Below are 26,137 nucleotides of genomic sequence, written 5' to 3'. Positions count from 1 at the left end.
GTATCTTTGAGAAAATTGAATACCACAAAATATATGAAATACACTACCCTGCCTAAAACTGACATACAAGTGAGTAAAATCTGTCTTGGTACCATGACTTTTGGACAACAGAATACAGAAGCAGAAGGACACCAGCAAATGGATTATGCCCTTGAGAGAGGAGTAAACTTTTTTGATACCGCCGAAATGTATTCTGTTCCGGCAAATGAAGCTACTTACGGAAGTACTGAAAAAATTATCGGAACCTGGTTTAAGAAATCAGGCAATAGAGATAAAGTTGTTTTAGCATCTAAAATTGCCGGACCAAACCCTAATTTTGGCTACATGCGTGAGAAACTGGATTTTTCTCCGGGGAGCATTAAATATGCTGTAGAAAACAGTTTAAAAAGACTTCAAACGGATTACATCGATTTGTACCAAATGCACTGGCCGGAAAGAAAAACAAATAATTTTGGACAACGCGCTTTTCACGGATACGATGATGCCTGGAAAGATAATTTCAGGGAAATCCTTGAAACTTTCGATGGATTAATTAAAGAAGGTAAAATCAGACATATCGGGGTTTCTAATGAAAATGCCTGGGGAATGATGCGTCTTCTGGAAGAAAGCAAATACAATAACCTGCCGGCAATTAAAACTGTTCAGAATCCATATTCTTTACTGAATCGTTTGTTTGAAGTGAATTCTGCCGAAGTTTCGAAATACGAAAACGTAGGCTTGCTAGGTTATTCTCCTTTAGCCTTTGGTGTTTTGACCGGCAAATTTTTGACTGGAGAAAGCCATCCAAAAGCAAGAATTAACCTTTTTCCGCAATACAAACGTTACAATAGCGAACAATGTACGCAAGCAACAAAATTATATCTGGAAATCGCTAAAAAACACGGTTTAACATTAACTCAATTGGCAATGGGATTTGTGTTGCAGCAGCCATTCTTAACTAGTGCGATTATTGGCGCAACAACTTTAGAGCAATTAAAAGAAAATATCGATACGATTGATGTTACACTTTCTAAACAAATCCTGGCTGAAATTGATGCGGTTCAGGCTATTATTCCAGATCCGGCACCTTAATCAAATATTTAATAAAAAACAAAATCCCGATAACTTAAAAACTGCTATCGGGATTTTGTTTATAAATCAAACTCATCATCCAAAGACAACGAATCATTTTTAACCGCAGTAGAATCAGGAACTTTGATGCGTATTAAAGAACGTGCGTTTCCAGAAATATAAACAGGCAATTGCCCAATGGTATCTTCCGGAACTAAAAGTCCTCGACGGAACATCAGGTTCTTTAAAAACTTCTGATTTTTTAACGCATAATCTTTCAGGTTTCCTTCATCATTAAACTGATACATGAATTTCCTCGGTTTCGGAATAATGGTCGCCAAATACAAACATTCGTCTACATTTAAGGCAGAAGGATTTTTTTGGAAATAAAACTGGCTCGCTTCTCCAATTCCGTACACATTAGGCCCCCATTCGATAATGTTGAAATACACTTCCAACATTCTTTCTTTGCTTACAATTCGGTTGTTTTCCAGAATATAAACCAGTAAAATTTCTTCCAGCTTTCGCGAAAGCGTTTTTTCACGGGTCAAAAAGACATTTTTAATCAACTGCATACTAATCGTACTTGCACCACGAGAGAACTTCTTGGTTCGAATGTTTTTCAGAATCGATTGTTTGAAAGCCTCATTTATAAATCCGCGATGCGAAAAGAAAGACGGGTCTTCGGTTGTCAATACACATTTTCTCAAATACGGCGAAATCTGATCCAAAGGTGTAAAATTCGGATTCCCAACTCCAACCAAAACAGGACGCTGCAACACATTCTGAATAATGGCACGATACACAAACTCTCCGTTTAGCTTATTAAGATTTGCTTCTCCGTACTTCGTAATTACAAGATTTTCTTTATTTAACTTACTGTCAAAAACTAAAGTATTCGGTTTGTTTTTATTGAATTTAAAATCCAGTTTATAATCAAAATTCCCTGTCGCTTCCATTCCCTGAAAATGAGTAAACAGCCCATCCGGCAATGAAACGATAAAATCCTGAGCTTTCATTTTCGGGATATCGACTTTCAAAGTATAAACTGTATCTGATTCTGTATTATAAGAAACATACGGTTTGACTTTTATTTTGTTCAGCTGCATTGTGGATGTACTGTCAATCGAAATAAAATCAGAACCCAATAAAAAGCGATAATCAAATCGGGCGTTTTTAATCACCACATCTTTGTTGGCTATTTTAGGATGGTTTATCTTCAGATTAGTAATCGAAGTATAACCGTCTATATGCAACTCGCTTCCGTCTTTATCAATATTGGCTACATTCAGACGTATCGAATCAAAACTTGCTTTTAAGTTATACCGTTCATCCAGATAAGGAACTCTGATTGCGCCTGTATCCAGATTAAAAAAACGAATATCAGCTTTTTTATTTCTAGGATCGGCAAAACCTTTAATATTCCATCTCTGGTCAAAGTTTTTACTCTGAACATGCAGATTGGTTGTGAGCTGCTTATTATCCAAAACCAGTTTATTAATGGCTATAGTTGCTTTTTTACCATTATCATCAATTTTGAAATCCAGATTTTCCAGCTTCATATCTGTCGGAACCAGATTCAGCAATTTTGAAATAATACGATAAGCATAATCTGCATATTTTCTTTTTTCCTCTGATTTTTCTTCGGAGTTATTTCTTTTCAAAAAAGCATCAAAATTTCTGATTTTTCCTTTTTTGACTAATTGAATATAGCCTTTATCTATTTTTAAAGTTCCAATCTGAACATCTCCAATTAACAAATTAGAAAGACTTACACTGGTTTCTATATTTTTTATACTGAAAAGAGTATCAGCATTTTTTGGGACCAGCACTACATCTGTCAGTTTAATACTCGACAATCCCTCAAAAGAAGCTTCTTTTATAGAAAAATCACTGTTGTAATCCACAGCCATTTTGTGCGTTACTTTGGCAACAGCCTGCTTCAAAAGTGAATTTCGAAAAGAATACAAACCAATGCAAAGCAAAATAAATAGCACTACCAGTACTTTTAAAACTTTGAATATTTTTTGTTTTGGAAATTTCATACGTAAGTTTTAACCCGTTGGGTAAAATTAAAAATAAGTGTCAGGCTGAGCGGAGTCGAAGCACTCTCCTATCCAAAATTCTTCGACTCCGCTCAGGATGACATCAATTCCTTAAATTATTAATGATGTATTCTCCCAATTTTATTTTATTTTTCAATCTCATACAGCAGTTAAATTTTATAAAAATTAACCAAACAGAAAACTCGCCACATCTTCAATTTTAGCCACGAGTTCGATTTTGATTCCTGTATTTTTTAAGGCAATTTTATTATATTTTGATACAAAGATAGTATTGAAACCTAACTTTTCTGCTTCCTGAATGCGCTGATCTACACGATTGACAGGGCGAATTTCACCGGAAAGGCCAACTTCACCGGCAAAACAGAATCCTTTTGTTACCGGAATATCTTCATTGGAGGATAAAATAGCAGCAACAACTGCCAAATCGATTGCAGGATCGTCAACAGAAATTCCTCCTGTTACGTTCAAAAAAACATCTTTTGCTCCAAGACGGAATCCGGCTCTTTTTTCTAAAACTGCCAAAATCATATTGAGCCTTTTGGCATTATATCCTGTCGTGCTTCTTTGTGGCGTTCCATAAACAGCTGTGCTTACCAGCGACTGAATCTCAATCATCAACGGTCGCATACCTTCCATAGTGGTGGCAATCGCTGTTCCTGACATTTCTTCGTCTTTATGTGAAATTAATATTTCTGAAGGGTTGCTTACTTCGCGCAGACCGCTTCCTAACATTTCATAAATACCCAGTTCGGCAGTTGATCCAAAACGGTTTTTTAGAGAACGTAAAATTCGGTAGACATGATTTCTGTCGCCTTCAAACTGCAAAACAGTATCCACCATGTGCTCCAGAATTTTTGGCCCTGCTATATTTCCGTCTTTCGTAATATGTCCAATTAAGATAACCGGAATACTGGTTTCTTTTGCAAATTTGATTAATTCTGCAGTCGTCTCCCTAATCTGCGAAATACTTCCTGCAGTAGATTCGATATAATCGGTATGCAGTGTCTGAATCGAATCAATAATCACAATTTCAGGCTGAATTGCTTCAATCTGTTTGAATATATTTTGCGTTTTGGTCTCCGTCAGAATATAACAATTGTCACTATCCGGCGTGATTCTTTCGGCACGCATTTTTATTTGTTTCTGACTTTCTTCACCAGAAACATATAAGGTTTTATAAGGTAATTTTAATGAAATTTGCAGCAAAAGGGTACTTTTTCCAATTCCAGGCTCACCTCCCAAAAGCGTTAAAGATCCCGGAACGATTCCGCCTCCCAAAACACGATTCAACTCTCCGTCGGTCGTATCCATCCGGACTTCCTGAGCCGAATCAATTTCGGTTATTTTTAAAGGTCTTGGTGCCCGGTTTGCTGGAGTGGGTTCGCTTTTCCACGCTACTTTTTCCTGCTTCTGAATAATTTCTTCGGCAATAGTATTCCATTCTTTACAGGCATTACATTGTCCTTGCCATTTGGCATATTGAGTTCCGCAGTTTTGGCAAAAGAAGGAAGTTTTAACTTTTGACATTATTTTGTTTTTTTGGCAAGCGTATTCATTTCATCAATCTTCTCGTACATCATATCTCTGGTCAGCTCACCAATTGGCTCCATTTGTGAAGCATTTTGGTATTTTTTTGATGCTCTTTTCGGCTCACCCATTTTCTCATACATCAAACCTAGCTCATACTCACCCAACATGGCACGTGGATAATCAACATTAGCAATTTCGGCCATTTTACCCAATTCGTCATAAGCATTATTTTTTAGAATAAGATTTTCAATAACCTTAAAATCATTCATTCTAACCGGAATATCTACTCCTAAAACCTCAGACATGGTATTGTATTTCGCATCAAGGTAATCAGCATAACCCGATTTTAACACCGCAATTTTGTCTTTAAATTCAGTAGAGTTGATTGGCTTATAAACTTCAAAAATATGATATAATGCACTCGGAATCGAATGTAACACTTCTGTATAATGCGTTGAATTTTTAAATAAATCGTATTTGTAATTTACAAGAGGATTATTTGCAATTTTGATATTACTGTCCAGTTTTTCTATTGGCTCTTTGATTTTTTTGATATCTCCATCTCCTGCAGACAGGTAGTAAAAAAACGGTTGTTTTACTTTTGCAAATTTCTCCGGAATACGTATTTCCATTTTTGGTGCAAGTTCAGGACTCAAACAAATATATCCGTTAAAAAGAGGAATATCTTTATACAAGTAAAAATTTATAAAACTCGCTGTTATATCATGTCCTGCTATAATTTTGAACGGGGATGTTCTGTAATTCTTTTCAATGTAAGGAACTAATTCTGCACCAATAAATTCAAAAAACTCAGCTCCTTTTTCAAATGGCAATCCCTGATTCTGATCGATAGTAGAATCATCATAACGCTCACCATCATTATTTTGATGAATACCAATAATAATCATTTCAGGCAAATCATCCCAATAAACACCATAACTTACAGCTCCTGAAAAAGGGTCAAATAAATAATCGCCATCGAGCAGATATAAAACAGGGTATTTTTTTGAAGGGCTTGTTTCGTAAGAAGCCGGAAGACCAATGGTGATTCTTCTTTCGCTTCCTAGTTTTTCAGATTTAATATTATCGAATTTCTTTTGTGAAAAAACCGAAATAGAGATTAAGGTAATTAATAAGCAAACTTTTTTCATGATTTGGGAAAATTAAAAAGTATTAAAATTATGGTGCCAATATAATACTTTTATTTGCTTTTTGTGAAAATGTGATTTTAAAATCAAAGAAATTTAAGACAAAAGAAATCAGCTTTGTCCAAAAATATTTTGACAAATCATAAAGAAAGGCAATTTTAAAAACTTAAGAGAGTTTTAGGTCAGCGAATTATCATTTTCATTAGGAAAAACAATCCATGGTTTGAAGGTTTTTGCTTCTTCAAATTCCAGGGTTGCATACGAAATAATGATAATAATATCGTCTTTTTGAACTTTTCTGGCAGCCGGTCCGTTCAGCGTTATCTCACCCGAATTTCGCTCACCTTTAATAGCGTAAGTTTCAAAGCGTTCTCCGTTATTGATATTTACAATAGATACTTTTTCGCCTTCAATAATATTTGAGGCATCCATTAAGGCTTCATCAATAGTAATACTGCCAATATAGTTAAGATCGGCCCCGGTTACTTTAACACGATGAATTTTTGATTTTATAACTTGAATTTGCATTTTGCAAAGGTAATTTAATTTAATGATATGGTGTCTATCAGCCTGATAGAATTAACAAATACTGCTATAAATGCGCGGTATTTTTTGTCTATAATTTTATTTTCAACAGGTAATAATGTCGATTCGTCAGCAATTACAAAATACTCTAAATCAAATCTTTCATTGTCCTTAAAAGAATTTTCTACAAATTCAATTGTTTCCTGTGGGCTTTTTGTCTGAAATACTTCTTTTGCTTCAGTCAGGGTTTTATAGATAATTGCTGCTTCCTTTCGTTCTTCAGCAGTTAACCGTTCATTTCGTGAACTCATTGCCAACTGGTTTTCTTCCCTAAAAATCGGACAGCCTACAACATTAACAGGTAAATTATACTTTTCGGCAAGTTTTTTTACAATCTGTAATTGCTGAAAATCTTTCTCACCAAAATAAGCATTAGTCGGTTCTACAATTTCAAACAGCCGTTTCACTATCGTTCCGACACCATTAAAGTGTCCGGGTCTGAATTTCCCCTCCATCTGGTTTTCCAGTCCGTCAAAATCAAATGAACCTGATATGGTGTTTCCTTCATAAATATCATCTACAGAAGGAGCGTATAAAATCATTTTATCGCTCAGTCCTCTCATTTTCCTGACATCTTCCTCGAGTGTTCTTGGATATTTTTCGAGATCCTCAGGATTATTAAACTGGGTAGGATTTACAAAAATACTCACAACAGTATCATCATTTTCTTTTAGAGAACGTTGCATTAAAGCCAGATGTCCCTGATGTAAAGCACCCATAGTTGGCACAAAACCTATCGTTGAATTTGCAGTTTTGATAGTTTTTAAATATCCTTTCAGGGCTGCTTTGCCGTAGAAAATATGCATGGCGGTATTATTAAAATTTGTGCAAACATAATATATTAGTTATAAACTGCATAAAATTTTGTAATTTTGCAACGTTTTTATTACCAAAAATTAAGTAAAATACTATTATGAAAGAGAAGAGGATATTATATGTATCATCTGAAGTCGTGCCTTATTTGGCTGAAAATGAGGTTTCATTAATGTCTTACGATGTGCCGAAAATGATAAATGACCAAGGTGGTCAGATAAGAATTTTCATGCCAAGATATGGAAACATTAATGAAAGAAGACACCAACTACACGAAGTAATCAGACTTTCAGGGATGAATTTGGTAGTGAACGATTTAGATATGCCGCTGATTATCAAAGTAGCCTCTATCCCGAAAGAAAGGATACAGGTCTATTTTATTGATAATGATGAGTATTTTAAACGCAAAGCAACTTTTGCTGATGAAGAAGGCGTTTTATATCCTGACAATGATGAAAGAGCGATTTTTTTCGCAAAAGGAGTTGTTGAAACTGTAAAAAAATTAAATTGGGTTCCGGATATAATTCATGTTCATGGATGGCTTGCTGCTATGCTGCCTATTTATATGAAACATTATTATAAAAATGAAGCTCTGTTTTCTGAGACCAAAATCGTGACATCCGTTTATGGACAATCTTTTGATGAAAACCTTGATTTGGAAATGATCAATAAGGTAAAATTTGACGGCGTACCACATGAATCAGTTGCAGATTTAGAAACCCCTAATTACGAAAACATATTAAAAGCAAGCGTATTACATTCTGATGCGGTAATTATTGCATCTGAAAATGTATCACCAAGTTTAACAAAATTTATAGAATCTTCAGGAAAACCTTTTTTACCTTTCGTCGCGAAAGATGCATTTGCAGAGGCTTATACAAATTTCTATAAAACAATGGGACTTTAAATTTTAACTTTATTACTAACATGCACAATACTTCTTTTTTAAAGAAAATTCTATTAATAGTAACAATCGCCTTTTTTTATTCATGTGATAAAGAATTCAATGCTATAGGCGATGACTTGATTGGAGAAAATCATTTTGATCTCGAAGCAGAAAATTACAGCGTAACTACCTACAATCAAAAAGTAACTCCTACAGCATCAAACAATTTAGCTGTAAACGCATTAGGAATATATGAAAACCCTGTATTTGGAACATCTTCTGCAGATTTCAATACACAGGTTGCATTAGACTCTTATGCCCCTTCATTGGGAGTAGAAGCGGTTATTGACAGTGTCACCTTAAATATTCCTTATTTTATAGATCAAACTAAAACAACCGTTAACACTGACGGCAGCTCTAATTATGTTCTTGACTCTATCTATGGTCCTGAAAATGGAAAAATCAATTTAAGCGTTTACGAATCTGGTATTTTCTTAAATAATTACAATGCAAACAATTACAATATCAGCCAGTTCTACAATACCGACAAAAGTGATGACTTCCTAACTCAAGCCCAAATATTAGGAACAAGATTGAACAACTCGACAAATCCTGCTGAAAACAACGAATTCTTTTTTAGTTCAAAGGAAATAAAAGAAATAACTCCTAAGACAGAAACAACGGCTGAAGTTATTAAAAGAATCAAACCTGAAATGCGTCTGCATTTGAATAAAGACTTTTTCAAAACTAAGATATTTGATGCTACTGCAAGCAAATTGGCTTCTGATGATGTGTTTAAAAATTATTTTAAAGGACTTTATTTCAAAGTAGAAAAATCAGGAAATGAAGCAGGCAGAATGGCGATGATAAATTTTAGAGGCGGAAAAATAACCATATTTTACAAATCTAAAGCCACAAAAGACGCAACAACCATTGATTCGAAAACATTGGTTATAAATTTAGGAACTTCTAGCGCCCCTGTAAACACAGTTAGCCTTTTAAAAGAAACCAACCCAAATCCTAATTATATAAATGCAACCCAAAATGATGAGACCCCAGATGAAAAGCTGTACCTAAAAGGCAGCCAGGGATCTATGGCGGTGATCGAACTTTTTGACAAAACCGATTTGGGCAGATACAATGAAAATGGTGTTTGGGAAGCCACACCTAACAGTGTATCAGATGAATTAGACGGAATAAGAAACAATGTTAAGTTTAAAAACTGGATGGCTAATGAAGCTAATTTAGTATTTACCATTGATTCTCAAAAAATGGCAAGTATAACTGGAACAGACCCCAAAACAGTTACACCAGAACCTGGCAGAATCTATTTGTATGATTTGGACAACAATACCGTACTGACTGATTATACCGCAGATCTAACTACCGCCATTAATGGTGATCCTAAAAGAATTAAAACTGTTTTCAGTGGCATTATTAATATAGACCAAACAAGCAAAAGAGGTGCTACTTACAAAATAAGAATAACAAATCATATCCGAAATCTTATTAAAAATACGGATGTTAAAAACGTAAAATTAGGCGTTGTTGTAACAGAAGATATCAACACCGTAACATCTAGTAAATTAGATCAAACAAAAATTGAGGCAGGAAGTAAAATTATGATATCTCAGTTACCTATAGCATCGGTAATGAATCCATTAGGAACGGTGTTATATGGAAGTAATATTCCCGAAAGCGATGTGGATAACTATGCTAAAAGAGTAAAGCTTCAAATTTACTACACGAAACCAAATTAAAAAATAATATATGTGTGGAATTGTTGGATATATAGGACACAGAGAGGCTTATCCTATTGTTATCAAAGGATTGAAGCGTCTGGAATACAGAGGTTATGATAGTGCCGGCGTAATGTTATACGACCAGAAAAACATCAAACTTTGTAAAACAAAAGGAAAAGTTTCGGATCTTGAAGAAAAAGCAAAAACAAACTTCACAAATAACGGAACTATCGGGATTGGACATACGCGCTGGGCAACTCATGGAGTCCCTAATGATGTTAACTCGCACCCGCACCTTTCTAATTCAGAAGAATTAGTTATTATTCACAACGGAATAATTGAAAACTATGCTCCTCTTAAAGAAGAATTAATCAAGAGAGGTTACACTTTTAAATCAGATACAGATACTGAAGTTTTAGTAAATCTTATTGAAGAAGTTCAAAAAAAAGAAAAAATAAAACTTGGAAAAGCAGTTCAAATAGCTTTAAACCAAGTAATTGGAGCTTATGCAATTGCTGTTTTTGACAAAAAAAACCCTGATGAAATTGTAGCTGCAAGACTAGGAAGCCCACTGGCTATTGGTGTAGGAGAAAATGAATTTTTTATTGCCTCTGATGCCTCTCCGTTTATTGAATACACTTCAAATGCAGTGTATCTTGAAGATGGAGAAATGGCTAATATAAGATTACACAAACCTCTTAAAGTCAGAAAAATAAAAGACGATTCGTTAGTTGACCCTTACATTCAGGAGCTTCAGATGAATTTGGAACAGATTGAAAAAGGAGGCTACGATCATTTCATGCTAAAAGAAATATATGAGCAGCCAAGTGTGATCAAAGATACGTACAGAGGAAGACTTCATGCAAATGAAGGAATTGTTCAGATGGCAGGCGTTGAAGATAATATTGAAAAATTTTTAAATGCTAAACGTATCTTAATTGTAGCTTGCGGAACTTCATGGCATGCAGGTTTGGTAGCGGAGTATATTTTTGAAGAGTTTACCCGTATACCTGTTGAAGTGGAATATGCTTCTGAATTTAGATACCGAAACCCTATTATAAACAAAGATGATATTGTTATCGCTATTTCTCAATCGGGCGAAACAGCTGATACCATGGCCGCTATTAAACTGGCAAAAGAAAACGGCGCTTTTGTATTTGGAGTTTGTAATGTGGTTGGATCATCTATTTCAAGAGAAAGTCATGCAGGCGCCTATACACATGCCGGACCTGAAATTGGAGTAGCTTCGACTAAAGCTTTTACCACTCAAATTACCGTTTTGACAATGATTGCCTTGAGATTAGGAAAAGCAAAAGGAACGTTGTCAAACACAGATTTCCATACCTTTTTACAAGAATTAGAAATAATCCCGGAAAAAGTAGCAGAAGCGTTAGAAACAAACGAGAGATCCAAAGAAATTGCTGCAGCTTTTAAAGATGCGCCTAACTGTTTATATCTGGGACGTGGTTATAATTTCCCGGTAGCCCTTGAAGGAGCATTAAAACTAAAAGAAATATCATACATACACGCAGAAGGATATCCTGCTGCAGAAATGAAACACGGACCGATTGCATTAATTGACGAACAAATGCCAGTTATTGTTATCGCTCCTAAACAAGGTCATTATGACAAAATTGTAAGTAACATTCAGGAAATAAAATCAAGAAGTGGTAAAATCATAGCAGTAGTTACTAAAGGCGATACTCAAGTTCGCGAATTAGCCGATTATGTTATCGAAATTCCGGAAACTTCTGATGCATTATCACCACTTATTACCACAATTCCTTTACAGCTTTTATCTTATCATATTGCTGTAATGAGAGGCTGCAATGTCGATCAGCCACGTAACCTTGCAAAGTCAGTAACTGTAGAATAATTTTAAAATTTATATAATTATTTAAAGCGGGATTTATATCCCGCTTTTTTTATTGCCAAACTTTTTTATTATCAATCGAATTTTTAAGATAAATTCAGTTTTTTTCTTAAAATTATTATGTATGCATACTATTTATTAGATTTAACAATTCTTTCTTGATTTAAATTTAATAAAACCACATAATAAATACTCACAATAAGAGCTGAATTTATGATAAATATTAATTTTTTTTAACGTTTTTTTATTAATATTAAAATTATTTGTATTTTGGCTATACGAACTAACAAAAAACTAACCCATGAGAGCATACTTATTAATTATGTTGTTTATCAGCGGATTATCCTTTTCGCAGAGTACTGTTACAGGTTCAGTCACAGACAGCAACAAACAATCAATTCCTGGAGCCAATATTAACATAGTTGGAAGTTCAACCGGGGCTTCTACCGACTTTGATGGCACTTTCAAATTGAACACAACTTCAAAACCACCTTTTACGATTAAAGCATCGGCAATTGGGTTCGAAACTAAAACTATCAACATCACATCTGCAAATCAAAATGTCAGCGTGATTTTAAAAGAAGAAGAGACCAAACTTGATGAAATAGTTGTTTCAGCATCCCGAACTCCTGAACGCATTTTAGAATCACCTGTAACTATCGAAAGAATGGGGATTCAGGACATTAAAAAAACAGCCTCTCCTTCTTTTTATGATGGATTAGAAAATTTAAAAGAGGTACAGATGAATACCAGCAGTATGACTTTTAAATCTGTTAATACAAGAGGGTTTGCCACTGTAGCAAACACACGTTTTCTTCAATTAGTTGATGGAATTGACAATTCATCACCATTATTAAATTTCGTTTTAGGAAATATGATTGGAGTATCAGAAATTGATACTCAAAGCGTCGAATTACTTCCTGGTGCCTCATCAGCTCTATATGGCGCAAATGCTTTTAACGGAATTTTGTTTATGAATAGTAAAAATCCTTTTACTAATCAGGGAGTTTCTGCTTATTTTAAATACGGAATGACTTCCCAGGAGGCAGCAGGAACAAATAACTACTATGACTTGGGTGTAAGATTTGCACATGCCTTTAATAAATATTTTGCAGCCAAAGCCAACTTTACTTATATGGAAGCTACAGATTGGTATGCAACAAATTATAACGACAAAACAATTGCCGGCACAGACAGAACAGACCCAAATTATGATGGTATAAATGTTTATGGCGATGAGGCAACTACCAATATAAAAGGGGTTGGTCAAAAATTAGCCGCAATGGGAATAATACCTTCTGGAGCAGTTAATTTACTACCTAACAGCAATGTAAGCAGAACTGGATACAACGAAACAGACCTTACCAACAACAAAGCAGGCAATACGAAAATTGATTTTTCTTTCCACGGAAGACCATTTGGCGATGAAAGATTAGAAATCATCTGGCAAAGCAAGTTTGGTTTTGGGAATGCCGTCTATCAGGGAGCCAACAGATATTATTTAAATGATTTTTTTATGCAGCAGCATAAATTAGAATTTAAAGGAAAGAATTTTTTCTTAAGAGGATACATGACCACAGAAGATGGTGGACATTCATACGACATGGTTTTTACCGGGATTAATGTAAACAGAAAATGGAAAGATGACAATACCTGGTTTGGACAATATGCCGGAGCATACATTCAGGGGACTTTAGCAGGTATGACACCTCAACAAGCTCATGCAACTGCAAGAACAACTGCTGATACCGGACGTTTTCTACCTGGAACACCAGAATTTCAAAATGCCTTTAACCAAGTGATTAATGACGAAAGCGTGCTGTCTGGATCTAAATTGGTAGATAATTCAAAAATTTATCATTCAGATGCAAATTACAACTTTAAAGATCTTATCAAATTTGCTGAAATTCAGGTTGGCGGCTCATATAGATTATACGAGTTAAATTCCCACGGAAGAATTTACACAGATGCAGACGGACCAATTAACTATAATGAATATGGTATTTATACACAGTTAACAAAAAGATTCCTTGACGAAAGATTAAAATTTACAGGATCAATTCGTTACGACAAATCTAAAAACTTTGATGGAAACTATTCCCCTAGGTTGTCTCTTGTATATTCAGCAGGAGAAAAGAAAAATCACAACTTTAGAGGATCATTTCAGACAGGTTTCAGAAACCCTACCACACAGGATCAATATATAGGCTTCAATATTGGTAGAGCAGTATTAATAGGTTCTGCCCCTGATAACCTGACAAGATTTAGCGAAACTTTTACTCTTAGCGCAGAAGGACAAAGCTATGCAAACAGTACAACAAAAAACATGACAGGAGTTGATGCTTATAACAACTCGTATCTTGCAAGTTCAGTTGAAGCGTTTAGCGCAATGGCAGGAACAAACCCAACAGCAGCCGCAGCATTGTTAAAGAAAACAAGAGCCAATTATGTAAAACCGGAACAGGTAAAAGCTTTTGAGTTAGGATACCGCTCAATTTTTAAAGATTTTTCAATAGATCTTAACGGATATTATAACATTTACAATGACTTTATCGGCAACCTTAATGTTGTTTCCACTTATTATGGAACAGCTCAAGACAACCCAAACTTACCAGTTCCAAATGCTCCTGTTACAGACCCAGGTGCTCAATCAATACGAGCTCTTCAAAATAGTGAATACAGAGCTTATCAGATATATACAAACTCTGACGTAGAAATTCATTCCCTTGGATTCGGTGTAGGCCTTTCAAGAAAAATAATTGCTGACTTTGAATTAGGATTAAATTATAACTATGCCCAATTTGATTTTGACCAATCTAAAGACCCAAGCTTTGAAGCCGGTTTTAACACTCCAAAACACAGGTTCAAAGCTTCTATTGGAAATGAGAAATTATTTGAAAATTTTGGTTTTAATGTCAGTGCAAGATGGAACAGTGAGTACGAGTGGGAATCAACTTTTGCAGACGGCACAATTGAATCAGCAACTGTAATTGATGCGCAGATTAATTATAGTTTACCAAAATTAAAATCGACATTCAAGTTAGGCGCTTCAAATATTGGAGGAAAAGAATATACCCAGGTAATAGGAGCAGGATTAATTGGACAACAATATTTTGCTTCCTGGACCATTAATCCATAATTAAAAATTACTAAACCAACACATTATTTTTCTTGTCAAACTTTGGCAAGCAATAATTTAAAATATATAAATTATGATAAAAAATTTCAAATGGCTGTTAGTGGTTTCTTTAGCCTTTGCAGCCTGTAACAGTGATGATGATACCGTTAAAGACAACAACTCATCTGATGGATTACCCTTAACTTCTGGTTCAGCAGACTTTTCAAAATATGTTGCTTTGGGAGATTCTTTTGCTGCGGGATTCTCAGATGGAGCATTATTCAAAGCAGCTCAGGAAAATGCATATCCTAATATTTTAGCCCAACAATTTAAACTGGCAGGCGGCGGAGATTTTTCAACTCCATTTATGACTGATAACATAGGAGGGTTTTCTTCAGGCGGTGTTCAGATACCCGGCCTTGGTGTTAGATTATACCTTGATGTAGCAACAAGCACTCCCGTTCCTGTACAAGGTGTTTCAGCAACAGATATAAGTACACATTTATCCGGAACATTCAACAACATGGGTATTCCTGGCGCAAAAGCAACACATTTGGCCTTTGCTGGTTATGCCGCTGCTAATCCATATTTTGGAAGGATTGCATCATCAGCTTCAGCGACTGTTTTGACTGATGCAGTAGCCCAAAACCCTACATTCTTCTCCTTATGGATAGGCGGTAACGATGTTTTAGGATATGCAACTTCGGGCGGTGACGGAACAAACCCAATTACCCCTACAGCAACTTTTGATGCTGTTTATAAAAATCTAGCTGCAGAATTATCTAAAAATGGCCGAAAGGGAGTTATTGCAAACTTGCCTTACATCAACACATTACCACATTTTACGACAGTTCCCTACAACCCCTTAACAGTTAGCATTCTTGGAGGCGGAAATGCAACAGTGGGAGCCGCTACAATAAATGCACTTAACACACAATTATATGGCCCGCTAAAACTTGCATTAGCTAATTTTGGTGCTGGAGACAGAATAAATTTATTATCTGCAACTTCAGCAAACCCGTTATTAATAAAAGACGAATCACTCACTAATTTATCAACTCAGCTTACAGCCGCATTTACACCTAGTTTAGGAGCACAGACAGCAGCAATCTACGGCGCAATTTTTGGTCAGGCTCGTCAGGCTACATCCGCAGATTTAGTTCTTTTGACCACAAGATCCGCAATCGGAACAGCACCAACACCTTCAAATTCAGGAATTGGCGTAGCACCAACAGCACCGCTCGATAAATTTGGAATAACATATCCACTTCAAGACAAATACATTTTGATACCAACTGAAATAGCAGAAATTAAAACGGCTACAGACGCCTATAATATTACTATTGAAGCTGCTAAAGAAACACACGGATTAGCTTTTGTAAACACAAAAGAAATCATGGATAAATTAAACACAAAAGATGGAATTTCGGTTAATGGATATACCATGACCTCAACTTTTGTTACAGGAGGAAGCTTTTCATTAGATGGAATTCATCCCTCTCCAAGAGGATATGCTTTTATTGCAAATAAATTTATCGAAGCAATTAATTTAAAATACGGTTCAAATTTAAAAGGCGTAGATGTAGGCAACTACCAAATACTATTTCCAAAAACATTACAATAAAGCCAATTTTTTTAGTAGAAAAGACCACTCGTTTTTACAACGCAGTGGTTTTTTTATTATTAGTAATTTTTATATTATTAGACATTTGGGTTGCGTGTTTTAATAGTATAACAAAAAACTAAGTATTTTTTATAAAAAAAATATTGATTTTATATTTTAAAAAATTATCTTTGCGCTCTGAAAAAAGAGGTATTTTCGATAAACCTAAATAGCTATTTAATAAACACATAAGTAATGTCAAAAGTAATAGGAAAAGTTGCTCAAATCATTGGACCAGTAGTTGACGTAGTTTTCAACGGTAAAGATGTTGAACTTCCAAAAATTTATGATTCACTAGAAGTCACTAAAAAAGATGGAACGTTATTAGTTCTAGAAGTACAATCTCACATTGGAGAAAACACTGTTCGTACAATCTCTATGGACTCTACAGACGGTTTGTCTAGAGGATATGAAGTAGTTGGAACTGGTAATCCAATCCAAATGCCAATCGGTCCAGACGTATATGGCCGTTTATTTAATGTTGTTGGAGACGCAATTGATGGTTTAGGTGAATTGCCTAAAAACGGAGAAAACGGTCTGCCTATCCACAGACCAGCTCCAAAATTTGAAGATTTATCAACTTCATCTGAAGTTTTATTTACAGGTATCAAAGTAATCGATTTGATTGAGCCTTACGCAAAAGGAGGTAAAATTGGATTGTTCGGTGGTGCTGGTGTTGGTAAAACAGTATTGATTCAGGAGTTGATCAATAATATTGCAAAAGGTCACGGTGGACTTTCAGTATTCGCTGGAGTAGGTGAAAGAACACGTGAAGGAAATGACTTGCTTCGTGAGATGCTTGAGTCAGGAATTATTAAATACGGTGATGATTTCATGCACTCTATGGAAAATGGAGGATGGGATTTATCTAAAGTAGATATGCCAGGAATGAGAGAGTCTAAAGCTACTTTCGTTTTCGGACAAATGAATGAGCCACCTGGAGCTCGTGCACGTGTGGCACTTTCAGGATTATCTATCGCTGAGTATTTCCGTGATGGAGCTGGATCTGACCAAGGTAAAGATGTATTATTCTTCGTTGATAATATCTTCCGTTTTACACAAGCAGGTTCTGAGGTATCAGCACTTTTAGGACGTATGCCATCTGCGGTAGGTTACCAGCCAACATTGGCAACTGAGATGGGTGCTATGCAAGAGCGTATTACATCTACAAACAAAGGATCTATCACATCTGTACAGGCGGTTTACGTTCCTGCGGATGACTTAACTGACCCGGCGCCGGCTACAACTTTCGCCCACTTAGATGCTACAACAGTATTGTCTCGTAAAATTGCTGAGCTAGGTATTTATCCAGCGGTTGACCCGTTAGATTCTACTTCAAGAATTTTGACTCCACATATCTTAGGAGATGAGCACTACAACTGTGCACAAAGAGTAAAAGAAATTCTTCAAAAATACAAACAATTACAAGATATCATCGCGATTCTTGGTATGGAAGAGTTATCTGAAGAAGATAAACTTTCTGTATCCAGAGCACGTCGTGTACAACGTTTCTTGTCTCAGCCATTCCACGTAGCGGAGCAGTTTACAGGTATCCCAGGTGTATTAGTTGATATTAAAGATACTATCAAAGGTTTCAACATGATTATCGATGGTGAATTAGATCACCTTCCTGAAGCAGCTTTCAACTTGAAAGGTTCTATTCAGGATGCAATCGAAGCTGGAGAAAAAATGTTAGCTGAAGCATAATCTAGTTTTCAGTATTCTGTCACAGTATTCAGTACTGAGACTGTTAACTGAGACTGTAAACTAAAAAAAATATGATTTTAGAAATAGTATCACCAGAAGCAAAATTATTTTCAGGAGAAGTAACATCAGTTACATTACCTGGAGTTGATGGTAGCTTTCAAATTTTGAATAATCACGCTCCTATTGTTTCTATTTTGGAAAAAGGAACTATTAAAATTGCAGCAGCAAGCTTTAATTTCCCTAAAGAAGTAGCGGATAAATTCACGAAAGTAAACGACCAGACCTACACATTGGACATCACGTCAGGTACTATCGAAATGAAAGACAATAAAATAATTGTTTTAGCAGATTAAGACAATTAATTTCAGAATAAGTAAAAAAGCCAAACGAAAATGTTTGGCTTTTTTTTATTTTTACAATTATGGAAAATCAAAATTCAGAACAATTAATTTACACCTCAAAAAGATCTTTTTGGCATTTTCTATTAGCTGCTCCACTTTATTTCTTTACCCTTGTTACAACACTTAAAATGATAAAACTTTTTTTGTTGGGAGAAATATTGAATGCTTTAAAGTTTAGTACTGCTGTTCTTTTTATGTTTATATGTGCTGCCGGATTGACATTTACTAAAAAAATATATTCAAACAGTACCTCGAAAAACATCCGTTTTAATTTTACTTTATTTCAAATGCGATTATGCAAGGATATTATTTTCAAAAACATCCTTTACGTTTCTGTATATAAAAATCATTCCGACAGGGATTTCGAAGTACAACTATGGTTTACAGAAACTAAGAAAAAATCTGTTTCTATTCATTTTAGATATCAATCTGCTTTCAGTATTGCCTCTAAAATTGCCCGTGGTTTGCAAATTGATTTATTAGACGCAACAGAAAAAGGAAACTTCAAATGGATTAAAAAAGAAGATTTACAAATAGCCAGAGATGTTTGATAACGAATTCTTTTTACACTAAATCACTCATCTTTTACAAACTCCATAATGTCTCCAGGCTGACATTCCAGTATTTCACATATCAACTCTAAAGTCGAAAACCGAATAGCCTTAGCTTTTCCTGTTTTCAAAATAGAAAGGTTGGCTGTCGTAATGCCAATTCGTTCTGCCAGTTCGTTTGAACGCATTTTTCTTTTAGCAAGCATTACATCTAAATTTACAATTATTGGCATAATTATATTGTTAAGTCGTTTTCATTTTGAAGATCATAGCCGTAATTTAATAATTTGGCCAAAACAAGACAGCATAACCCAAAGAAAAGCACTTCAAAATTGTATTCAGGAATAGTAGTAAGATTCATAAAATTAAATTTTGATTCCTCAATCGAAGATATTGAATGGGTATAAATAATGCCGGATATATATTGCATTGTAATTACACTTGCAACTAGATTCACAAGCTGATATGCTATTAATGAATAACCAATGTTTTTGATTCTTTTATTCAACAAATCGTTAAAAACAAAGTCTTCTCTTAATTGCTTAAAAAAACGCATAAACTGAAAAACAACAAACAATATCAAAATTAGCGACAAATAGTTTTTTAATATCAAAACCGATTTAAAAAAGAAATCTTTAGGATTAAGAGTAAGCTTAATTTCAGCGTTATAATCCTTAACCGTTGGGTTAATGGTTTCTTTTTTAATTTCAAATTCCTTGTCGTTATATATCTCAAAACTGTTTATCTGATACGTTTTCACATATTGAGTATCTTTTTTAACTTCATTGAACAGTTCATTTGCTTCCTCATTTTTAGATTTCAGAACTATTCCCTTATTAAATTTACCTTTATAATTAATTAAAGTATCCGGAATATTCAATTGAATTTGAGCCTTTACCGGATATCCTTTCGAATGATGCGTAGAGGAATCAAAATTTTTGAAACTGCCATTTGGTATAAATTCAAAGCAAAGGGTAAACAGCAAAACAAGCTGACAGAGACGAAAACTTAATCTCGATATAATGTAAAGAACTGTTAGTAATCTGGAATTATTTTTCATAATTAATGCGTTTTTGTTTGATACAAATATATAAAAATTATCGAAAAACAATAATTTTTAATCATTAAACAATACTATTAAATCCTTTTTAAAGATTTTCATTTCACCAAAACCCAATCCCTTCCTTTGATTTACAGAAATCAGCTTCAGATTCCTCTCAATTTTCTAACTTTGCTTTTATGAAATTACCTGAAAACCTCAATCAGAAACTTGAAAATCGAAAGCTGAACAATTCGCTTAGAAAACTTCCTGCGTTTAATAATCTGGTCGATTTTTCGTCTAATGATTACATTGGTTTTTCAAAATCAGAGTCTATTTTCAAACACACTCATGCTTATTTGCTGGAAAATGAAATTTTTCAGAATGGAGCAACAGGCTCCCGCTTAATTTCGGGCAACCATACTTTGTACCAGATTGCAGAGGCTTTTATTGCCGAATTTCACGAAGCAGAATCCGCTTTAATTTTTAATTCGGGCTACGATGCCAATCTTGGCTTTTTTAGCGCTCTGCCGCAGCGAAATGACGTTATTTTATACGATGAACTCAGTCATGCTTCTATTCGCGATGGAATTTTAATGTCTAACGCTAAATCGTATAAATTTAATCATAATGATTTTGAAGATTTAGAACGGTTAATTCGAAAATTTCCCGACACTAATATTTATGTTGTTACTGAAACCGTTTTTTCTATGGACGGTGATAGTCCAAATCTGGAAGAATTAGTACAACTGACCGAAAAATACAATTGTTATCTGGTAGTTGACGAAGCGCACACATTAGGCGTTTTTGGCGAAAAAGGCGAAGGACTTATTCAATACCAAAAATTACATCACAGAATCTTTGCCCGAATTATGACTTTCGGAAAAGGATTAGGTTGTCATGGTGCAGCTGTTCTGGGAAATACCGAACTAAAAGAATATCTTGTAAACTTTGCCCGAAGTTTTATTTACACTACAGGATTATCACCTCATTCTGTTGCAACAATTCTGGTTGCTTACCAACAACTAGAAATTGAAGACAAAACAATTGACCAGCTACGTCAAAATATTATTTTCTTTAATCAGAAAAAAAACCTTTTAGGCTTAAAACCCATGTTTGTAAGGAGTAAATCGGCAATTCAGTCGGCAATTATTCCGGGTAACGAAAATGTAAAACGCATTGCACAACATTTACAGGATAAAGGTTTTGATGTAAAACCGATACTTTCTCCAACTGTTCCGGAAGGCCAGGAACGTTTGCGTTTTTGTATTCACAGCTATAATACTGAAGAAGAAATTATTCAGGTTTTAGAACTTCTTCGAGATTTGATTTTTTAATTATTCTGCAGAGATACGCAAAGATTTTTATAAAGAATCACAAAAAACTTCGCTAATCTTTGTATTTTTCTATGCAATTATATTTTTTTTTCACCTCTAAGCTATTGAATTTCCTCACTTTTTTAAAAAAATTATATTTTTTTGTAACGTTTTGAATCTTTGGTCACTTACGAGTCGTAATCAAATAAATCAAAACTATTATGAAATCACGATCCTCTTTCTCAAAACAAAATATTCATAAATATATCTTATTTGCATTGGCAGGATTTTTATTTGCTTTGCTATTCAAGATTTTATTAAAAGTTATTAGTGTCGTCTTCTTAGTTATCATGGCATGTTTAGTTCTAGGAACAGTTGCTTCATGGCAGAGTAATAAATTCAGTAAATAATCCAAAAGAGTTTCAATCATCAAATCAACAAATCAAATCATCATCAATCAATTATAAACTTAAACCAGTCAAAACATGAAAAATTTAATTAAATCAACAATAGCAGTAGTATTATTTATTTTTAGCGGAACAATTGAAGCGCAAAAAAAATCTCCTCAATTAGAAAACTCACTGTTATGGGAAGTTTCAGGTAACGGATTAACAAAGCCTTCTTATCTGTACGGGACCATTCATATGATTTGCGGATCTGATTATTTTCTTTCCGATAAAACAAAAAAAGCATTTGAAACTTCAAGTAAATTAGTTCTCGAAATTAACATGTCTGATCCAAAAGAAATGACAGATATGCAACAAATGGCAATGGGAAAAGAACCTCTTAGCAAAACACTAAGCCCGGAATACTTATCAAAATTAGAAACTATTTTAAAAAACAACGGATTAACCGTTCAGCAGGTAGATAATTTTAAATTATTTACGATTATGAGCCTGATTTCTATGAAATCTTTCGGATGCAATGATTTGAAATTTTATGAAATGAATTTTATAGAAACCGCAAAACAACGAAAACTACCAATCATCGGACTGGAAACAGTAAAATTACAAATGGAGGCATTCGCAAAAAGCTATACCGATACGGAAATGATCGATGCTTTAAAAGAGTCCAGTGCAGAAGAAACTACTAAACTTGTATCTCAATACAAACAGGAAAATATAACGGCTATATACGATTCATTTAGCGAAAATAAATATATGAGCAAAAAAACAAAAGAAATTATCCTTGACAACAGAAATGAAAACTGGATAAAACAACTACCGGGTTTAATGCAAAACGAAAGTTTATTTATCGCAGTCGGATCGGCACATTTAGCAGGAGAATCGGGAGTTATTAATTTATTAAGAAAAGCGGGATATAAAGTAAAACCAGTAATGAACTAGTATTATTTTGAAAGAGAAAGAACAAGAATTTTTAAAACGGATAGAAAATCATAAAGGAATTCTGTACAAAGTCTCCAAAATGTACATGGATAATTATGATGATCAGCAAGACTTATTTCAGGAAATTGTGTGCCAGCTTTGGAAATCGTACGACACCTTTCGAAATGAAAGCCAGTTTTCGACCTGGATGTATCGGGTAGCGGTAAATACAGCGATCGTTTTCCTTAGAAAAGAAAAACGGAAAGTGGACAAATATGAAATTGCTTCAGAAAACATAAAAGATGATGAAGGCGATTCGCATATCAAAGAAAGTCAACTGGATCATTTTTACAAAGCGGTTCAAAAACTCGAAAAAATAGATAAAGCGATTATCTTTTATCAGCTGGAAGGATTCTCTCATAAAGAAATAGGTGAAAATCTCGGAATATCTGAAGGAAATGCCAGAGTAAAATTAAACCGGGCAAAAGAAAAATTAAAAGAAATTATAAAAAATCAGGGTTATGGATTTTAACGATATACAAAACGCATGGAATAACGAAAAGACAGAAAATGTCGTTCTTCCGGATAATTTAGAAAAAATAAAATCAGCTAACACGCCTTTGGACAAGATTAGAAAGAATCTAAGAAATGAACTTATAGGACAGACTATTGCTGTATTAGTAATTGGGTTAACCCCCTATCTCTATCATTTTCCTGAAAAATGGATTTTGCCTTTTTACTTGTTTTACAGTATAGCTTTTGCTGTGTCGGTTTATTATTTGCTTAAACTTTATTTCTTTTATAAGAGACTCAATAAGATTGCTTTAAAAACAAAAGACAGTTTATATGAAACCTACTTTGACATAAGGCTTAATATGGAGTTGTATAAAACTTTTGGATTTGCTTTAACTCCATTTATGGTGCTGTTTATAATTGGTATTTGGTACAATAAAATTTCGCACCATCCAGGTTTTGATGTTGCTAACTTTACTAATAGACAGCTCATAAGTGTTTTTGCAGGTATTGCAATTTCTATCTTATTTATGGGATTGGCAATGGAATGGACGGTTCACTATTCTTATGGAAGATATGCTAAAGAAATCAAAAAAGTAATCGACGAATTAAAAGAAGAATAAACAACAAGCCCATCGTAATTGATGGGCTTGTTGTTTTTATTGGTATTTTTGTAGAGAATAGTACACAGAGATTCACAAAGGAAACACAAAGATTCGCAGAATATTTTTTTGAGTTGCTTTGAGTCTTCTTTGTGGATCTTTGCGAAACAACAATTTATGAAAATATTTATAACAGGAATTTCAACCGATGTTGGCAAAACAATAACTTCTTCCATTGTAGTTGAAGCTTTAGAGGCAGATTACTGGAAACCAGTTCAGGCGGGAGATTTAGAGAATTCAGATAGTCATAAAATAAAAACCCGAATTTCTAATTCAAAAACAAAAATCTTCGAAAATAGCTACAAACTAAATACACCGGCAAGCCCACATTTGGCAGCTGAAATTGACGGAATTACAATTGACCTCAAAGAAATCAAGGAACCAAAAACCGAGAACCATCTTGTTATTGAAGGTGCTGGCGGCATTTTTGTTCCGTTAAACGAAAAAGACACAATCGCAGATTTAATTCAGTCCGATTATAAAATCATTATAGTTTCCAGACATTATCTCGGAAGCATCAACCACACGCTACTGACGATTGAAGCGATTCAAAACAGAGGTTTTCGGGTTTCCGGAATTATCTTTAGCGGAAGCGAAAATAAATCGACCGAAAGCCTGATTCTGAATAAAACCGGAATAAAATGTATTGGAAGAATTGAAGAAGAACCCTATTTCGACCAAAATGTAATTAAAGAATACGCAGACTTGTTTCGGGAGAATCTTCTTGGCTTGTAGTTTATAGAAGCAAGAGAATTGAAGCGAGAGAATAGAAACAAGAATTGAGAGTTACAAAATAGACTTTCTTATCTTTGCGCAAACTATAGCGTCTTTCTTCTTGCATCTTGACTCTATAATCTATTCTCTAAAAAATGACATTAACAGAAAAAGACAACCAATACCTTTGGCATCCTTATACACAGCACAAAACTTCGCAAACCCCAATAGCAATTTCAAGAGGCGAAGGCGCTTTGCTTTGGGACGAAAACAACAAAGAATACATTGATGCCATCGCTTCCTGGTGGGTCAATCCGTTTGGACACAGCAATAAATTTATTGCCGATGCAATTTACAAACAGCTCACAACACTGGAACACGTATTATTTGGCGGTTTTACTCACGAACCAGCCATAAAAGTTGCTGAAAAACTCATGGAAATTTTGCCAAAGAATCAGCAAAAGATTTTCTTTTCTGACAATGGTTCAACCGCAGTCGAAGTAGCCATAAAAGTAGCTTTACAATATTTTTTCAATAAAGGAGAAAAACGAACCACCATAATCGCTTTCGAAAATGCTTTTCACGGTGATACTTTTGCGGCAATGGCAGCAAGCGGAATCTCCTTTTACACTCAGGCTTTTCAGGGAATGTTTATAGATGTTGTTCGAATTCCAGTTCCTGTGAAAGGTCAGGAACAAGTGAGTTTTGAGGCGCTGGAAAATGTAATTCAGCAAAATAATTGTGCGGGATTTATTTTTGAACCTCTAGTTCAGGGAGCAGCCGGAATGGTAATGTACGAACCCGAAGCTCTTGCAAAACTGATAACTATTTGCAAAGAAAACAACATTTTGACCATTGCTGATGAAGTTATGACAGGTTTTGGCAAAACCGGAAAAACCTTTGCGATGGATTATGTTTCTGAAGTTGCGGATATGATGTGCCTCTCAAAAGCTTTAACGGGCGGAACAATTCCGATGGCGATTACCACTTTTACCCAAAACATTTTTGAAGCCTTTTATGACGATGATATTAACAAAGCATTATTTCACGGACATACTTTTACCGCAAATCCAACGGGTTGTGCGGCGGCTTTGGCAAGTATAGATTTACTTCAAACTGATGTAATGCAGGCTAATATTGAACGAATCAACAAAAGCCATTTAGAGTTTCAGAAAAAAATTGAAAACCATCCAAAAGTAATTACGGTCCGAACATTGGGTGTTATTTTCGCAGTTGAAATCAAATCAGATTCAGAGGAAAGCTATTATGGCTCAATGCGTACCAAATTGTACAATTTCTTTATAGAAAATGGTGTTGTTTTACGTCCGGTTGGAAACATTGTTTATATTTTACCTCCATATATCATGACAGACGAACAGCTTCAAAAAGTGTATGCTACAATTGAAGAAGCTATTGAAATGGTCTAACGAGTAAA

Annotated in this window: 22 protein-coding genes; 15 read left to right on the top strand and 7 right to left on the bottom strand. The window is 34.7% G+C overall.

Annotated features, from left to right (window positions below):
• The first annotated feature begins 33 nt into the window (after window positions 1–33).
• Window positions 34–1,071, top strand: a complete 1,038-nt coding sequence (locus AAEO57_RS17975; RefSeq protein ID WP_341694420.1) for an aldo/keto reductase — start codon at window positions 34–36, stop codon at window positions 1,069–1,071.
• A 59-nt stretch (window positions 1,072–1,130) separates the two neighbouring features.
• Here the strand turns inward: AAEO57_RS17975 and AAEO57_RS17970 are convergent, their stop codons facing one another.
• The 5 genes from AAEO57_RS17970 to panC form a co-directional block, all read right to left on the bottom strand.
• Entirely contained in the window at window positions 1,131–3,095 is a 1,965-nt protein-coding gene (locus AAEO57_RS17970) for a transglycosylase domain-containing protein (RefSeq protein WP_341694419.1), read from the bottom strand.
• Window positions 3,096–3,281: 186 nt separating this feature from the next.
• A complete protein-coding gene (radA, locus tag AAEO57_RS17965; RefSeq protein ID WP_341694418.1) occupies window positions 3,282–4,643 on the bottom strand; it encodes a DNA repair protein RadA in 1,362 nt (453 codons plus the stop codon).
• The gene (locus AAEO57_RS17960) at window positions 4,643–5,797 is read right to left on the bottom strand and encodes an alpha/beta hydrolase (protein ID WP_341694417.1); all 1,155 of its coding nucleotides are present in this window, start codon (window positions 5,795–5,797) and stop codon (window positions 4,643–4,645) included. The genes radA and AAEO57_RS17960 overlap by 1 nt, the downstream gene beginning before the upstream one ends.
• A 174-nt stretch (window positions 5,798–5,971) precedes the next feature.
• Window positions 5,972–6,322 carry an aspartate 1-decarboxylase gene (gene panD, locus AAEO57_RS17955; RefSeq protein ID WP_163409273.1) on the bottom strand — a complete coding sequence of 117 codons (351 nt, stop codon included), beginning with the start codon at window positions 6,320–6,322 and terminating at the stop codon, window positions 5,972–5,974.
• 14 nt (window positions 6,323–6,336) lie between these two features.
• Entirely contained in the window at window positions 6,337–7,185 is an 849-nt protein-coding gene (gene panC / locus AAEO57_RS17950) for a pantoate--beta-alanine ligase (protein WP_341694416.1), read from the bottom strand.
• Between the two features lie 107 nt (window positions 7,186–7,292).
• On the opposite strand from panC, the gene AAEO57_RS17945 reads away from it, so the two are divergent.
• The 8 genes from AAEO57_RS17945 (at window position 7,293) to AAEO57_RS17910 (ending at window position 19,133) form a co-directional block, all read left to right on the top strand.
• Window positions 7,293–8,099, top strand: coding sequence for a glycogen/starch synthase (locus AAEO57_RS17945; RefSeq protein WP_341694415.1), 807 nt, complete (start codon window positions 7,293–7,295; stop codon window positions 8,097–8,099).
• Between the two features lie 20 nt (window positions 8,100–8,119).
• Complete coding sequence (bamH, locus tag AAEO57_RS17940) at window positions 8,120–9,838, top strand: BamH family beta-barrel-assembly machinery protein (protein WP_341694414.1); 1,719 nt, start codon at window positions 8,120–8,122, stop codon at window positions 9,836–9,838.
• 10 nt (window positions 9,839–9,848) lie between these two features.
• The gene (gene glmS / locus AAEO57_RS17935) at window positions 9,849–11,696 is read left to right on the top strand and encodes a glutamine--fructose-6-phosphate transaminase (isomerizing) (protein ID WP_341694413.1); all 1,848 of its coding nucleotides are present in this window, start codon (window positions 9,849–9,851) and stop codon (window positions 11,694–11,696) included.
• A gap of 298 nt (window positions 11,697–11,994) precedes the next feature.
• Complete coding sequence (locus AAEO57_RS17930; protein ID WP_341694412.1) at window positions 11,995–14,832, top strand: TonB-dependent receptor domain-containing protein; 2,838 nt, start codon at window positions 11,995–11,997, stop codon at window positions 14,830–14,832.
• Window positions 14,833–14,905: 73 nt separating this feature from the next.
• The gene (locus AAEO57_RS17925; RefSeq protein ID WP_341694411.1) at window positions 14,906–16,435 is read left to right on the top strand and encodes an SGNH/GDSL hydrolase family protein; all 1,530 of its coding nucleotides are present in this window, start codon (window positions 14,906–14,908) and stop codon (window positions 16,433–16,435) included.
• Between the two features lie 234 nt (window positions 16,436–16,669).
• Window positions 16,670–18,181 carry a F0F1 ATP synthase subunit beta gene (atpD, locus tag AAEO57_RS17920; RefSeq protein ID WP_341694410.1) on the top strand — a complete coding sequence of 504 codons (1,512 nt, stop codon included), beginning with the start codon at window positions 16,670–16,672 and terminating at the stop codon, window positions 18,179–18,181.
• Between the two features lie 71 nt (window positions 18,182–18,252).
• Window positions 18,253–18,534 (top strand): F0F1 ATP synthase subunit delta/epsilon, encoded by a 282-nt coding sequence (locus AAEO57_RS17915; protein ID WP_341694409.1) that lies wholly within the window; start codon window positions 18,253–18,255, stop codon window positions 18,532–18,534.
• Window positions 18,535–18,710: 176 nt separating this feature from the next.
• A complete protein-coding gene (locus AAEO57_RS17910; RefSeq protein WP_341694408.1) occupies window positions 18,711–19,133 on the top strand; it encodes a hypothetical protein in 423 nt (140 codons plus the stop codon).
• A 23-nt stretch (window positions 19,134–19,156) separates the two neighbouring features.
• Here the strand turns inward: AAEO57_RS17910 and AAEO57_RS17905 are convergent, their stop codons facing one another.
• Together AAEO57_RS17905 and AAEO57_RS17900 are read right to left on the bottom strand one after the other, a co-directional pair.
• Window positions 19,157–19,366: a helix-turn-helix domain-containing protein gene (locus AAEO57_RS17905; protein WP_243232004.1), complete on the bottom strand. Its 210-nt coding sequence runs from the start codon at window positions 19,364–19,366 to the stop codon at window positions 19,157–19,159.
• Between the two features lie 2 nt (window positions 19,367–19,368).
• Complete coding sequence (locus AAEO57_RS17900; RefSeq protein ID WP_341694407.1) at window positions 19,369–20,193, bottom strand: DUF2975 domain-containing protein; 825 nt, start codon at window positions 20,191–20,193, stop codon at window positions 19,369–19,371.
• 179 nt (window positions 20,194–20,372) lie between these two features.
• Between AAEO57_RS17900 and AAEO57_RS17895 the strand changes: the two genes are divergently transcribed.
• The 6 genes from AAEO57_RS17895 (at window position 20,373) to bioA (ending at window position 26,129) form a co-directional block, all read left to right on the top strand.
• A complete protein-coding gene (locus AAEO57_RS17895) occupies window positions 20,373–21,509 on the top strand; it encodes an aminotransferase class I/II-fold pyridoxal phosphate-dependent enzyme (protein ID WP_341694406.1) in 1,137 nt (378 codons plus the stop codon).
• Between the two features lie 464 nt (window positions 21,510–21,973).
• Window positions 21,974–22,834 carry a TraB/GumN family protein gene (locus AAEO57_RS17890; RefSeq protein WP_341694405.1) on the top strand — a complete coding sequence of 287 codons (861 nt, stop codon included), beginning with the start codon at window positions 21,974–21,976 and terminating at the stop codon, window positions 22,832–22,834.
• Between the two features lie 7 nt (window positions 22,835–22,841).
• Window positions 22,842–23,345 carry an RNA polymerase sigma factor gene (locus AAEO57_RS17885; protein ID WP_341694404.1) on the top strand — a complete coding sequence of 168 codons (504 nt, stop codon included), beginning with the start codon at window positions 22,842–22,844 and terminating at the stop codon, window positions 23,343–23,345.
• Window positions 23,335–23,949, top strand: coding sequence for a hypothetical protein (locus AAEO57_RS17880; protein ID WP_341694403.1), 615 nt, complete (start codon window positions 23,335–23,337; stop codon window positions 23,947–23,949). The genes AAEO57_RS17885 and AAEO57_RS17880 overlap by 11 nt, the downstream gene beginning before the upstream one ends.
• 156 nt (window positions 23,950–24,105) lie before the next feature.
• Entirely contained in the window at window positions 24,106–24,723 is a 618-nt protein-coding gene (gene bioD, locus AAEO57_RS17875) for a dethiobiotin synthase (RefSeq protein WP_341694402.1), read from the top strand.
• A gap of 134 nt (window positions 24,724–24,857) precedes the next feature.
• Window positions 24,858–26,129 (top strand): adenosylmethionine--8-amino-7-oxononanoate transaminase, encoded by a 1,272-nt coding sequence (bioA, locus tag AAEO57_RS17870; protein ID WP_341694401.1) that lies wholly within the window; start codon window positions 24,858–24,860, stop codon window positions 26,127–26,129.
• Window positions 26,130–26,137: the final 8 nt, after the last annotated feature.

It is taken from the genome of Flavobacterium calami (assembly GCF_038290035.1).
Taxonomy (GTDB): Bacteria; Bacteroidota; Bacteroidia; order Flavobacteriales; family Flavobacteriaceae; genus Flavobacterium; species Flavobacterium calami.
This window is presented reverse-complemented; position numbering and strand designations above follow the sequence as displayed.

Coding starts and splice junctions, on each gene's coding strand:
- atpD (WP_341694410.1), top strand. CDS start 16,670: ATGTCAAAAGTAATAGGAAAAGTTGCTCAAATCATTGGACCAGTAGTT.
- AAEO57_RS17960 (WP_341694417.1), bottom strand. CDS start 5,797: ATGAAAAAAGTTTGCTTATTAATTACCTTAATCTCTATTTCGGTTTTT.
- AAEO57_RS17910 (WP_341694408.1), top strand. CDS start 18,711: ATGATAAAACTTTTTTTGTTGGGAGAAATATTGAATGCTTTAAAGTTT.
- AAEO57_RS17905 (WP_243232004.1), bottom strand. CDS start 19,366: ATGCCAATAATTGTAAATTTAGATGTAATGCTTGCTAAAAGAAAAATG.
- AAEO57_RS17975 (WP_341694420.1), top strand. CDS start 34: ATGAAATACACTACCCTGCCTAAAACTGACATACAAGTGAGTAAAATC.
- AAEO57_RS17900 (WP_341694407.1), bottom strand. CDS start 20,193: ATGAAAAATAATTCCAGATTACTAACAGTTCTTTACATTATATCGAGA.
- panD (WP_163409273.1), bottom strand. CDS start 6,322: ATGCAAATTCAAGTTATAAAATCAAAAATTCATCGTGTTAAAGTAACC.
- panC (WP_341694416.1), bottom strand. CDS start 7,185: ATGCATATTTTCTACGGCAAAGCAGCCCTGAAAGGATATTTAAAAACT.
- AAEO57_RS17970 (WP_341694419.1), bottom strand. CDS start 3,095: ATGAAATTTCCAAAACAAAAAATATTCAAAGTTTTAAAAGTACTGGTA.
- AAEO57_RS17890 (WP_341694405.1), top strand. CDS start 21,974: ATGAAAAATTTAATTAAATCAACAATAGCAGTAGTATTATTTATTTTT.
- radA (WP_341694418.1), bottom strand. CDS start 4,643: ATGTCAAAAGTTAAAACTTCCTTCTTTTGCCAAAACTGCGGAACTCAA.
- bioD (WP_341694402.1), top strand. CDS start 24,106: ATGAAAATATTTATAACAGGAATTTCAACCGATGTTGGCAAAACAATA.
- AAEO57_RS17925 (WP_341694411.1), top strand. CDS start 14,906: ATGATAAAAAATTTCAAATGGCTGTTAGTGGTTTCTTTAGCCTTTGCA.
- glmS (WP_341694413.1), top strand. CDS start 9,849: ATGTGTGGAATTGTTGGATATATAGGACACAGAGAGGCTTATCCTATT.
- bamH (WP_341694414.1), top strand. CDS start 8,120: ATGCACAATACTTCTTTTTTAAAGAAAATTCTATTAATAGTAACAATC.
- AAEO57_RS17895 (WP_341694406.1), top strand. CDS start 20,373: ATGAAATTACCTGAAAACCTCAATCAGAAACTTGAAAATCGAAAGCTG.
- AAEO57_RS17880 (WP_341694403.1), top strand. CDS start 23,335: ATGGATTTTAACGATATACAAAACGCATGGAATAACGAAAAGACAGAA.
- AAEO57_RS17930 (WP_341694412.1), top strand. CDS start 11,995: ATGAGAGCATACTTATTAATTATGTTGTTTATCAGCGGATTATCCTTT.
- bioA (WP_341694401.1), top strand. CDS start 24,858: ATGACATTAACAGAAAAAGACAACCAATACCTTTGGCATCCTTATACA.
- AAEO57_RS17915 (WP_341694409.1), top strand. CDS start 18,253: ATGATTTTAGAAATAGTATCACCAGAAGCAAAATTATTTTCAGGAGAA.
- AAEO57_RS17945 (WP_341694415.1), top strand. CDS start 7,293: ATGAAAGAGAAGAGGATATTATATGTATCATCTGAAGTCGTGCCTTAT.